Source organism: Chromobacterium haemolyticum (genome assembly GCF_002081825.1).
Classification (GTDB): domain Bacteria; phylum Pseudomonadota; class Gammaproteobacteria; order Burkholderiales; family Chromobacteriaceae; genus Chromobacterium; species Chromobacterium fluminis.
The window spans coordinates 1-12,194 of record NZ_MUKU01000061.1; the positions used below are offsets into that span (position 1 = coordinate 1).

Below are 12,194 nucleotides of genomic sequence, written 5' to 3' on the forward strand. Positions count from 1 at the left end.
TGAACAAGGGCGAAGTGGTGGAGCAGGCGGACGCGGACCAGATCTACCGCGAACCGCGGGAGAGCTACACCCGCAAGCTGTTGGAGTCCATTCCGCAGGGCTGGGTGGGCATGGCGCCGGCTTGAGAACCGGTTGGCGATCTGCTGCGCGTCGGTAGAAATATTGTGCGATGAGTGCCGGCATTTAGAATGCTCATGTACTCTATGTACACTCCGCTTCTTCAGCCGCAACGCCTTGTCTCGCCTTAGCTCGCGAGATCGTAAACAGGCTCTAAACACCTTGTGTCTGTCCACGCGAAACCGCCGGGAAACCGGCGGTTTTTTCATGGCCAGGAGGGAGGAACTGAAAAAAATACAGCCCGGCGGGAATAAACCGCGGATGCCATCCGTATACCCCGGACTGGACGCCGAATGGTCGGCGGTTTCGTCAAGATGGAGCGTTGCGGCGCGCAGGCCTTGAGATGAGGGCCGGCAGTTGCCGCGTGTTCTACAACGGGAGGATGGGCGATGAAAGCATGGATGGCGGTGGCGCTGACGGCGCTGAGCATGGAAGCGTTGGCGGGGGAGGCGGCGTCGATGCGCGACGGCGCGCTGGTGGATGCGCAGGGCATGACGCTATACGTCTTCGACAAGGACATGGCCGGCAGCGGCCGCAGCGTGTGCAATCAGGCTTGCGCGGCGCTGTGGCCGCCTTTGCTGGCGGCGGCGGACGACAGTGCGCCGGAGGGCTTTAGCCAGATCCGCCGCGACGACGGCCAGGCGCAGTGGGCGTATCAGGGCAAACCCTTGTACCGCTTCGCCAAGGACGGCAAGCCGGGCGAGCGCGCCGGCGACGGCTTCAAGGAGGTATGGCATGTGGCGCGTTAACGCGAGGGCCGCGCTGCTGTTGGCGGCGCTGTCTACGCCCTTGGCCTGGGCGCAGGACCCGGCGGCTTTCGATCCGCAAATCCGCAACAACACCCTGGCGGTCAACCCTGCGGAAACGCTGGCGCTGGCCGGCAACAGCTCCCGCGGCACGCTGCTGGCCTATGACTTGCGCGCCGGCAAGCTGCTGCGCGAACTGCCGGGCTTCGTCACGCCGCGCAATATCGTGTTTTCCCCGGACGGGGAGCGCTTCTACGTCTCGGACAGCAGCAAGGGCGTGGTGGAGCGCTGGCACGCGGGCAGCTGGACGCGGGAAGCCAGCCTGGCTATCGGGCCGGGGGCCTTCGGCACCGCGCTGAGCCGGGACGGCCGCCGGCTATACGTCAATAATCAGGCCGCCGGCAGCCTGACCGTGGTGAACCTGCCGCAATGGAAGGTGGAAAAAGTGTTGACCGGTTTCGCTCAGCCGCGCCAGGGCATCAAGGTGTCGCCGGATGGCGGCACCGTGTTCGTCACCAACTTTCTGGGCGACAAGATCACCCTGGTGGACGCGGCCAAGCTGGAGGCCCGCGCCGAGGTGGGCGGCTTCGACAAGCTGCGCGCCATCTCCGTCAGCGGCGACGGCCGCAGCGTGTTCGCCGCCAACAGCGGCGCGGACACCCTGTCCTGGGTGGATGTGCCCAGCCGGGCCGTGATCAAGACGGTGAAAGTGGGGCAAGAACCTTACGGCGCGGCCTTGCGGCCGGACGGGCGCTTCTTGTATTCCGGCAACCTCAAGAGCCACTCGCTCACTGTGGTGGCCTTGCCGGCGTTCAAGGCGGTGGGGGAAATCACCGGCTTCAGCGGGCCGCGCCAGGCCATCAGTTTCAGCCGGGACAGCGGCAAGGCCTGGGTGTTGAACGAAGACCTGGGCATTGCGGAGGTGGATTTGACGCGCAAGGCCATTGTCCGGGTGCTGGCCCCCGCCGCTGGATGAGCGAGGCCGCCCAACAGCGCTTCCACCATTTGTTGGTGGACTGCATTCCGCGTTTGCGGCGTTATGCCCGCGCCCTGGTGTTTGATCAGGGCGCGGCGGACGATCTGGTGCAGGACACGCTGGAGCAAGCCTGGCGCAAGTGGCGGCAATGGCGGGACGACCGCGACTTGCGCCCCTGGCTGTTCGGCATCATGCACCGGCAGCATATCGATGACTTCCGCCGTTACGGCGCCAGGCGGCAGCCCTTGGCGGAGGATATGGCCGAGCTGACGGTGGACGCGCCGCAGGAGCGCGGGCTGGCGCTGCGCGAACTGGCGGCCAATCTGGCCCGGCTGCCGGAGGAACAGCGCGCCGTTCTGCTGTTGTTGGCGCTGGAGGACATGAGCTATCAGCAAATTGCCGCGGCGCTGGACATTCCGCTGGGCACGGTGATGTCGCGGCTGAGCCGCGGGCGCGAACGCTTGCGCGGTTTGATGGAGGCGGGCGCCGCGCCGGCCGTCGGAGGAGGGGTTTGATGGATACGGTCACGGAACAGGAATTGCAGGCTTATCTGGACGACGCCTTGCCGCTGGAGCGGCGCGCGGCGGTGGAGGCCTATTTGGAAAACCACCCGGAGGCGCGGGAGCGGCTGCGGGCTTACCGCCGCTTGCAAGACGACATCGGCGCCTTGTTCGAGCCGGCCTTGCGAGAGCCTATCCCGCCGCGTCTGCTGGCCGCAGCGCTGCCGCCGCCGGCCCCGCTGCGGCGAGGGTGGAGCGTGCCATGGTGGCAGGGCGCGGCCGCGTCCCTATTGATGTTGGCGCTGGGCGGCGGCGGCGGCTGGTTGCTGCGCGGTCAGCAGCAAGCGCCGGCTGCGCCGTTGGTTGCCGCGGCGGACAGCCAGGAGCGCCTGCCCAGCTTGGCGGCGATGGCGCATGTGGTGTACAGCCCGGATGTGAAGCGGCCGGTGGAAATCGACGCCGAGCATCAGGACCAGCTGGTGGCCTGGCTGTCCAAGCGCCTGCAAAGCCGGGTGAAGCCGCCGCTGCTGAGCGCGCAAGGGTATGAGTTGATCGGCGGCCGGCTGTTGCCGGGCGAACAAGGGCCGGTGGCCCAGTTCATGTACCACAACGCCGCCGGTCAGCGCATGACCTTGTACGTGGCCACCACGGCCGCGGCGCGCCGCGACGCCGGCTTCCGCTTCGCCAGCCAGGGGCCGGTGAATGTGTTTTATTGGTGGGACGGCCGCTTCGCCTATGCCTTGTCGGCCGGCTTGGCGCGGGATGAACTGGGGAGATTGGCGGAGGCGGCGCATCGTCAGTTGCGGGTTTCTTGAGAACGTGTTTACGCTCTCGCGAGCTAAGGCGAGACAAGGCGGAAACGAGCGAAAAAGCGGAATGTACCGGTGGTACATGGGCACTGAGCTTGGTTTCAACACCCATTTCTATCCATCCCGCCGACGCGCAGCAGATCGTAAACAGGTTCTGAGCCGCAGCGTAAAAAAAAACGCCGCCGGTATGCCCCGGCGGCGTTGTCTTTTGACGGCTGGCCTCAGCTTCAGGCCGCGTCGTTCACCCAGCGGATGGCTTGGGCTGGCGCTACCTTGTTTTCGGTCACGATCTGCAGGGCCAGGCCGCCGCAGGAGGTTTCACGGTACTTGGCGTCCATGTCCTTGCCGGTTTCGTACATGGCGGCGATCACCTTGTCCAGCGACACCTTGGGGCTGCTGACGCGGTGCATGGCCATGCGCGCGGCGTTGATGGCCTTGACCGCGGCGATGGCGTTGCGCTCGATGCAGGGAATCTGCACCTGGCCGCCCACCGGGTCGCAAGTCAGGCCCAGGTTGTGCTCCATGGCGATTTCCGCCGCCATGCACACCTGGGACGGGCTGCCGCCCATCAACTCGGTCAGGCCGGCCGCAGCCATGGAACAAGCCACGCCCACCTCGCCCTGACAGCCCACCTCGGCGCCGGAGATCGACGCGTTCAGCTTGAACAGGCAGCCAATGGCGCCGGAAGACAGGAAGAAGCGCAGGCAGCTGTCTTCGTCCAGCGGCTGGATGAAGTGGTTGTAGTAAGCCAAGACCGCCGGCACGATGCCGCAGGCGCCGTTGGTGGGCGCGGTGACCACGCGGCCGCCGGCCGCGTTTTCTTCCGACATCGCCATTGCGTACATATTGACCCAGTCCATCACGCTCATCGGGTCATTGGCCACTTGCAAGGAACTGGTCAGCATGCGGTGCAGCGCCGGCGCGCGGCGCGGAATCCGCATCGGGCCGGGCAGGTTGCCCTCGGTGCGCATGCCGCGGTCTATGCTGGTCTTCATCACATCCCACACCTTGGCGAAGTGCTGCTCGACATCCTTGGCTTCGTGGAAGGCTTTTTCGTTTTCCATCACCAGCGCGGAAATGGACAGGCCGGTTTCCTCGCACATATCCATCATCTGCTGCGCGCTGAGGAAGTGATAAGGCACCGGGGTGTCGCTGCAGGAGCTTTGATTGAAATGCTCCTCGTCCACGATGAAGCCGCCGCCGATCGAATAATACGTCTTGGTCAGTACGCATTCGTCGCCAACAAAGGCGTGGATCTGCATGCCGTTTTCGTGCATCGGCAGGTTGGCGGTGTGGAAGTCCATGTCAAAGCCCACGCGCTGATGGGTGCGGCCCAGCGTCAACTGGTGGGTTTTTTCCACATCGGCGATCAAGGCCGGAGTCTGTTCCGGGTCCACGGTGTCCGGCAGATTGCCGGCCAGGCCCAGGATGATGGCGTGGTCGGTGCAATGGCCCTTGCCGGTCAGAGCCAGCGAGCCGTAGCAATCCACGTGGACATGGGTGACTTGGTTGAAGCGGCCGGTTTCCTTGAGCGAGCCCAGGAACTGGTGGCCGGCTTTCATCGGACCGACGGTGTGGGAACTGGAGGGACCTACGCCGATTTTGTAGATATCAGTCATGCTGAACATGATTGCTTACCTCTTGGCTTGATACTTTGGCTTGATGCTGAGGAACCCGGCCGGCCGTGACCGGCCGGGCTGTCAGAGAAGGGCGATCAGGCGAACAGATCGTAGAAGATGGCGGAGATGGCGATCAGGCCGATCAGAACCACGAAGATGTTGCTGGCGACGCCGGAGTATTTCTTCATGGCCGGCACTTTGGCGATAGCGTACATCGGCATCAGGAACAGCAGCATCGCGATGACCGGGCCGCCCAGGGTTTCGATCATGCCCAGGATGCTGGGGTTGAAAGTGGCTACAGCCCAGGTGGTGATGATCATGAACACGGCGGTGAAGCGGTCCAGCTTGGCGGTTTCGATAGTCTTGCCGCTCTGGCGCAGCTGCTTGATGATCAGGCCGTTGAAGCCTTCTTTGGCGCCCAGGTAGTGACCCAGGAAGGACTTGCTGATGGCGACCATGGCGATCAGCGGAGCCACCCATTCAATCACCGGGTTGCGGAAGTGGTTGGCCAGGTAGGACAGGATGGAAATGTTCTGCGCTTTGGCGGCGGCCAGGTCGGCCGGGGACAGGCTGAACACACAGCTGAACACGAAGAACATCACCGACAGCACCATCATGACGTGAGCGCGGATCAGTACGCGGCCGGCGGCCGGTTCTGCGGCGTCGCCATGCAGCTTCTGCTGGTCAACCGAGAAGGACGAAATGATGGGCGAGTGGTTGAAGGAGAACACCATGACCGGGATGGCCAGCCACAGCGTCTTGTAGAAGGCGCCGTGGGACAGGGCATCGCCCAGGCTGCCGGCTTGCTGGATGGCCGAGCTGTTCCATTCCGGAACCAGGTACAGCGCCAGCAGCATCAGGCAGGCGACAAAGGGGTAAACCAACACGCTCATGGCCTTGACGATCATCTGCTCGCCCAGACGCACGATGGCCATCAGACCCAGGATCAGGATCAGCGACAGAATGGCGCGCGGCGGAGCGGACACGCCCAGCTGGTTGACCATGAAGGACTGCACGGTGTTGGTGATGGCCACGCTGTACACCAACAGAATGGGGTAGATGGCGAAGAAGTAGAGCAGGGTGATCAACTTGCCGGCGCCCACGCCGAAGTGCTCTTCCACGACTTCAGTGATATCCGCGCCCGGCTTGGAGCTGGACAGCACGAAACGGGTGAGGCCGCGGTGAGCGAAAAAGGTCAGCGGCAGGGCCAGCAGCGCCATGACGATCAGCGGCCACAGGCCGCCGATGCCGGCGTTGATGGGCAGGAACAGGGTGCCGGCGCCAATGGCGGTGCCGTACAGACCCAACATCCAGACGGTATCTTGCTTGGTCCAAGAGGACGAAGCGCCGGATTTGGGCAGGGGGGTGGAAACGGCTTGAGACATGATATTGGCCTTCATAAAAGACAAATGGGGTAATCGTTTTGACGTGCCGCTCAGCGACGCGCCGTTTATCTCTTGCTAGCTAGACTTTTAGTCAGTAGCGGGAACCGCTGATTAGTGAGTCACGCTTCATTGATGTGCATGGTATAGGCAGTTGTACCGCAGCGGTTACACCTTTCAGAACATCAGTTGATTCTAATCAACTTTATTTTGAAGCAAAACGAACATCCGAACAATTGCTATTTGCTGTTGATGTCTTATCAATATCATGATAATTAATTATTTTTGGTTTAAAAATACGAAAAATAGAGGGTAATCATTAGAAAATGGCTTAGAAATGCACCATTATGGGGAATATTCCAATTTTCGGATTGTTTTGTATTTCTGTTGCTTTGCTGATTGTTGCTGAGTGAAATCGAGCGCTTGCTTGAAAAAGTGCATCGACTTTGCACAATAGTTCTAGGCAGTTGTAGCACGGAGCAACACGCCAATGGCATGGTGTGCGCTATGGATTAGGTATGGGGGCGCTGATAGGGAGAGGGTGAAGAAAGGTTGGCGATTTGTTTGTAAGGTGAGGAATATAATGAGTTAATTTAAGGTTTGTGCCGAGGGTAGGGGTAGCGGGGTAGGTGTTGGGAGCAGGGGTTTACGTCAAGATATTTGCTATATCAGTCTGGCGGGGAAGAGGCTGTGGAGTATCATAATATGAAATTTGAGCGACAAAATTGTTTTCGAAAACGAACAAAAATATTTCAAAACGAACAATATTTGGTTGGTTTCCAACATGCCATCGGCTTTCAAACGATCGTTTGTCTATTATCTATATGATTTGTATGATGTTTTTCATTGTTTGCTATCGAGCTTTTCATTCGCCTAAGAGCCTGTGCAAAGTCTCGCGAGCAAGAACGAGGCGTGACCTTGTCGTTGAAGATAAGGAATGTACAAGTGACGCATGAGCATTCTGAAGCCGCTTGCAAGGCCTCCATCTGACTCTTCCGCAGAAGCGCGGCAGACTTTGAAGTTCGTAAGGAGGGCTGGTGGCCTTAGAACCTGTTCACGATCTTTCCGAGTGATGGCTCCAAGACCTGGAATCCGCTGCGCGGATGATGATTTTGATTGCCGGGGCTGCCCGGCGAGCAGGGAGGAGATATTTGCTTGGCCAAATATCCCCTCCACCCCTAAAGGCCACCCTGCAAGCCTGGCCTACGGCTTCCCGCCTGGTCCCGTCAGGCCCGAGGCGCGGCTGAACTCACTACGTGCGAATCTTTGATTCGCTCAGTGTTAATTTGCTAGCGTCAAATCGCTCAAACAGGCAGCCGCTTAAGACCTCGGACCTGCCACCCGACGGCAGGCTTGAAGGGACCCGGGGCGCGTCGGATACGCGGTTACCTGTGCACCAAACCGTGTTTCAACTCACAGAAAAAAAGATCGTGAACAGGCTCTTAGAACCTGTTTTCGCCTTGTCTCGCCTTAGCTCGCGAGACTTTGAACAGGCTCTTAGGCGGTGGCTGAACCGCGGCGGGGCCGAAAATCCCTTGCCGGACATGTTGTAAAAAGAAAGGCTTGAGCAGAAGTGTGCAAGGGAAAGGCTTGCGTTTGATAGTTATCAAACAACAATGATGCAATACGAACATAAAATTTTCGTGAACCAACAATCAGCGCATCCGTTCGCATGGGAACCAACCTCTTAGGCGGCCAACAAACACATTGCAGGAACTGGGCTTGAGCCGGCCTCTCCGCCAGCCAGCCTTAGAGACGGCATGATCAGTTGATAGGCTTCCTAATAAGGTTGACCCGCATGCATGACAGCGGCTCTGCTCAAGCTCGCGAAATGAAAAACATGAATCACGCCTCCACACTCGCCTACGTCGCGGCCGAAGCCGCCTCCAAACAGACCGTGCTGCGACAGCACCCCGGGCGCTACCTATTAAGCGCCGGCATGGCCGGCGCGCTGATCGCCGTCGTGCTCAGCGTCAGCCTCAAGCTGGGCCAGGTCTTCTTCGCCGTCGGCTCCCCCGGCTACTACATCGCCGTGGCCGGCTTCTTCGGCGTGGCCCTGGTCAGCATCATCGTCTGCAAGCTGGAGCTGTTCACCAGCAACGTCATGTACTTCAGCATCGGCGTGCTCAGCGGCGACTGCCGCGTGTGCAATCTGCTGCGCAGCTGGACCATGGTCTATCTGGGCAATTTGCTGGGCGTGTTGTTGTTCACCGCGGTGTTTGCCGGCGCGGGCGGCATGGGCAGCCTGCCGGCCGACCACCTGCTGTTCAACGTGGCCGCGCACAAAGTGCACGCCGGCGCTTGGGAAATCTTCTGGAAGGGCGCGCTGTGCAACTGGGTGATCTGTCTGGCGGTGTGGGTGCCGTTGCGCATGGCCGGCGACGCCGCCAAGATGCTGATGATCCTGCTGCTGGTCTTCGTGTTCTTCTTCTCCGGCTTTGAGCACAGCATCGCCAATATGGCCTTCTTCTCGCTGGCCCTGTTGCACGGCATGCAAGGCCTGGACGCCGCCGCTATCCTGCACAATATGATTCCGGCCACCCTGGGCAATATCGCCGGCGGCGCGCTGGGCGTGGGCCTGGTGGTTTACCTGCTGGAGCGCCACACCCTGCCGGTGCGTCGCGAAGCCGCAAAACCGGCCGCGACGGCGCTCGGAAGCCGTGTTTGATGTTCGTTTTCGAATGTAATGCGCCGGCTACAATGACGGCGTGTTGATGGTGGTTTTCATGGTATTGAAAATAAAGCGTTTTTTAAGGAATTTTGCCGGCGCGGCGCCCGGTTTGGAAACCGGGTTTTAGTCTGCGGCATTTGATCTTGATCAAACGATTTTTTTCGAAACCGAATGTACAATATGTTCAGTACTCAACATTTACTGATAGTTACTAGGAGGCACACATGGATGCTCTGAATCGTGACGCGACTCAAGCCAACCCCTGGCGCGATTTCACCGGTGGTGAATGGCAAAGCAAGGTGGATGTCCGCAACTTCATCCAGCTGAACTACAAGCCGTTTGAAGGCGACGCCAGCTTCCTGGCGCCCGCTACCGCGCGCACCCAAAAGCTGTGGGACACCCTGAGCGAGTTGCTGAAAGAAGAACGCGCCCGTGGCGTGCTGGACGTAGCCGCGGACCGCGGCAGCTCCATCACCGCGCATGACGCCGGCTACATCGACCAAGCCAGCGAAGTCATCGTCGGCCTGCAAACCGATGCGCCGCTCAAGCGCGCCATCATGCCCAACGGCGGCCTGCGCATGGTTGAGAACGGCCTGGAAGCCTTTGGCTTCAAGCTGGACCCGGTCATCAAGGACGTGTGGACCCACTACCGCAAGAGCCACAACCAGGGCGTGTTCGACACCTACACCCCGGACATCATGGCCGCGCGTAAATCCGGCGTGATCACCGGCTTGCCGGACGCCTACGGCCGCGGCCGCATCATCGGCGACTACCGCCGCGTGGCCCTGTACGGCACCGACTTCCTGCGCGCCGAACGCCAAAAAGTATTCCATGAGCTGGACGACGCCGTTTTCAACGAAGACGTGCTGCGTCTGCGTGAAGAACTGTCCGAACAATTCCGCGCGCTGGACGAACTGAAGCAAATGGCCGCCAAGTACGGCTTCGACATCAGCCGCCCGGCCGTCAACGCCCGCGAAGCGGTGCAGTGGACCTACTTTGCCTACCTGGCCGCCGTGAAAGAACAAAACGGCGCCGCCATGTCCTTCGGCCGCGTCGCCACCTTCCTGGACGTCTACATCGAGCGCGATCTGGCCTCCGGCGCGCTGACGGAAGAACAAGCCCAGGAAATGATCGACGACCTGGTGATCAAGCTGCGCATCGTGCGCTTCCTGCGCACCCCGGAATACGACCAACTGTTCTCCGGCGACCCGACCTGGGTCACCGAATCCATCGGCGGCATGGGCGAAGACGGCCGCACCCTGGTGAGCAAGAGCAGCTTCCGCTTCCTCAACACCCTGTACAACCTGGGTCCGGCGCCGGAACCCAACCTGACCGTGCTGTGGTCCACCCAGCTGCCGCGCGGCTTCAAAGACTTCTGCGCCAAAGTGTCCATTGACACCAGCTCCATCCAGTACGAAAACGACGACCTGATGCGTCCGCACTGGGGCGACGACTACGGCATCGCCTGCTGCGTGTCCGCGATGCGCATCGGCAAGCAAATGCAGTTCTTCGGCGCCCGCGCCAACCTGGCCAAAGCCATGCTCTACGCCATCAACGGCGGTGTGGATGAGAAGTCCGGCCTGCAAGTGGCCAAGGGTTTCGAGCCGATCAAGAGCGACGTGCTGACCTACGAAGAACTGATGCCCAAGTTCGACCTGCTGATGGACTGGCTGGCCGCCACTTACGTCAAGGCGCTGAACTGCATCCACTACATGCACGACAAGTACGCCTACGAACGCATCGAAATGGCGCTGCACGACCGCGACATCCTGCGCACCATGGCTTGCGGCATCGCCGGCCTGTCCGTGGCCGCCGACTCCCTGTCCGCCATCAAATACGCCAAAGTGCACATCATCCGCAACGAAGCGGGCCTGGCGGTGGACTACAAGATCGAAGGCGACTACCCGGCTTACGGCAACAACGACGACCGCGCCGACAGCATCGCGGTATGGCTGACCGAAACCTTCATGGAGAAGATCAAGGCCCAGCCGCACTTCTACCGCAACGCGATGCCGACTCAGTCCGTGCTCACCATCACCTCCAACGTGGTGTACGGCAAGAAAACCGGCAACACCCCGTGCGGCCGCCGCGCCGGCGAACCGTTCGCTCCGGGCGCCAACCCGATGAACGGCCGCGACGTGAAAGGCTTTGTCGCCGCGGGCGCATCGGTAGCCAAGCTGCCGTATGAAGCCGCGCTGGACGGCATCAGCTGGACCGCCTCCGCCACCCCGGACGCATTGGGCCATAGCGAAGAAGAACGCGTAGCCAACCTGGCCAACTGCCTGGACGGCTTCTCCGACGCCGGCGGCTTCCACGTCAACGTCAACGTGTTCAAGCGCGAAACCCTGATGGACGCGATGGAACACCCGGAGCTGTACCCGCAACTGACCATCCGCGTGTCCGGCTATGCGGTGAACTTCGTCAAGCTGACGCGCGAGCAACAGCTGGACGTGATCAACCGCACCTTCCACGGCAGCATGTAAGCGCAAGGCCGCTGGCCACCGCGACGGCCAGCCGGCACAGCGCCAAGCCTCCCTTAGGGGAGGCTTTTTTTATGCGCGGCTGTTTTGGATCAATGCCGCAAAAAATGCCCATGTGCTATAAAATGGTTTCATTTATACGTCATTCTTTCTGAGCGCCTGCAAAACCCAAGCGCGCCGGAGGAGGGGACCATGCACAAAAACACCATCTGCCTGTGGTACGACGGCGACGCCGAAGACGCCGCGCGCTTCTATGCTGCCACCTTTCCGGACAGCCGCGTTGGCGCGGTGCTGCGCGCGCCCGGCGATTACCCTGCCGGCAAAGAAGGCGATGTGCTCACCGTGGCATTCACCGTGCTGGGCATCCCTTGCCTGGGCCTCAACGGCGGCTCCACCTTCAAACATAGCGAAGCCTTCTCCTTCCAAGTGACCACCGAAGACCAGGCCGAAACCGACCGCCTGTGGCAAGCCATTGTCGGCAACGGCGGTCAGGCCAGCGCTTGCGGCTGGTGCAAGGATAGATGGGGCCTAAGCTGGCAAATCACCCCGCGGGTGCTGACCGAGGCGTTGGCCGATCCAGACCGCGCCGCCGCCAAGCGGGTGTTCGACGCGATGATGGGGATGGTGAAGATTGATATTGCGGGGATTGAGAAGGCGAGGAGGGGTAGTTTTTAGAGGGCGATCTGAAGGCTTAGGGGAAGTGACTGCTGACGGCCCAACGTGGTCACTAGTGTTGAGTGTTGGAAAGTAGACATTCAAAGTGATGCTGATCTGCTCCCCTTAGGCCTTACCAATCAAAAGTAGAGAGAAGTCCGTCACTGAAGGAGAATGACGGACATGAAGAAGAGCAGATTCACCGAAGAACAGATCATTGGCTTTCTCAAGCAGGCCGAA

Annotated in this window: 10 protein-coding genes; 8 read left to right on the plus strand and 2 right to left on the minus strand. The window is 60.7% G+C overall.

All coding sequences use genetic code 11. The features are described from left to right. Positions 1 to 17 precede the first annotated feature (17 nt). The 5 genes from B0T39_RS26585 to B0T39_RS24135 all read left to right on the plus strand — a co-directional run bounded on the left by B0T39_RS26585 (position 18) and on the right by B0T39_RS24135 (position 3,154). Positions 18 to 125 carry an ABC transporter ATP-binding protein gene (locus B0T39_RS26585; RefSeq protein ID WP_439896907.1) on the plus strand — a complete coding sequence of 36 codons (108 nt, stop codon included), beginning with the start codon at positions 18 to 20 and terminating at the stop codon, positions 123 to 125. A gap of 381 nt (positions 126 to 506) precedes the next feature. Further along, positions 507 to 866 carry a COG4315 family predicted lipoprotein gene (locus B0T39_RS24120; protein WP_081551226.1) on the plus strand — a complete coding sequence of 120 codons (360 nt, stop codon included), beginning with the start codon at positions 507 to 509 and terminating at the stop codon, positions 864 to 866. Further along, positions 853 to 1,839: a YncE family protein gene (locus tag B0T39_RS24125; RefSeq protein ID WP_081551227.1), complete on the plus strand. Its 987-nt coding sequence runs from the start codon at positions 853 to 855 to the stop codon at positions 1,837 to 1,839. Before B0T39_RS24120 ends, B0T39_RS24125 begins: the two co-directional genes overlap by 14 nt. Further along, a complete protein-coding gene (locus B0T39_RS24130) occupies positions 1,836 to 2,354 on the plus strand; it encodes an RNA polymerase sigma factor (protein WP_081551228.1) in 519 nt (172 codons plus the stop codon). The genes B0T39_RS24125 and B0T39_RS24130 overlap by 4 nt, the downstream gene beginning before the upstream one ends. Continuing rightward, entirely contained in the window at positions 2,354 to 3,154 is an 801-nt protein-coding gene (locus B0T39_RS24135; protein ID WP_081551229.1) for an anti-sigma factor family protein, read from the plus strand. The genes B0T39_RS24130 and B0T39_RS24135 overlap by 1 nt, the downstream gene beginning before the upstream one ends. A gap of 221 nt (positions 3,155 to 3,375) precedes the next feature. On the opposite strand, the gene B0T39_RS24140 is transcribed toward B0T39_RS24135, so the two are convergent. Then, entirely contained in the window at positions 3,376 to 4,776 is a 1,401-nt protein-coding gene (locus B0T39_RS24140) for an L-serine ammonia-lyase (RefSeq protein ID WP_081551230.1), read from the minus strand. An 86-nt stretch (positions 4,777 to 4,862) separates the two neighbouring features. Beyond that, positions 4,863 to 6,152, minus strand: coding sequence for an HAAAP family serine/threonine permease (locus B0T39_RS24145; RefSeq protein ID WP_081551234.1), 1,290 nt, complete (start codon positions 6,150 to 6,152; stop codon positions 4,863 to 4,865). A gap of 1,837 nt (positions 6,153 to 7,989) precedes the next feature. On the opposite strand from B0T39_RS24145, the gene B0T39_RS24150 reads away from it, so the two are divergent. From B0T39_RS24150 to B0T39_RS24160, 3 genes are all read left to right on the plus strand, one after another. Further along, the gene (locus B0T39_RS24150) at positions 7,990 to 8,817 is read left to right on the plus strand and encodes a formate/nitrite transporter family protein (RefSeq protein WP_166453137.1); all 828 of its coding nucleotides are present in this window, start codon (positions 7,990 to 7,992) and stop codon (positions 8,815 to 8,817) included. Positions 8,818 to 9,044: 227 nt separating this feature from the next. Further along, positions 9,045 to 11,303 carry a formate C-acetyltransferase gene (gene pflB / locus B0T39_RS24155; RefSeq protein ID WP_081551232.1) on the plus strand — a complete coding sequence of 753 codons (2,259 nt, stop codon included), beginning with the start codon at positions 9,045 to 9,047 and terminating at the stop codon, positions 11,301 to 11,303. 189 nt (positions 11,304 to 11,492) lie between these two features. After that, the gene (locus B0T39_RS24160) at positions 11,493 to 11,975 is read left to right on the plus strand and encodes a VOC family protein (RefSeq protein ID WP_081551233.1); all 483 of its coding nucleotides are present in this window, start codon (positions 11,493 to 11,495) and stop codon (positions 11,973 to 11,975) included. Positions 11,976 to 12,194: the final 219 nt, after the last annotated feature.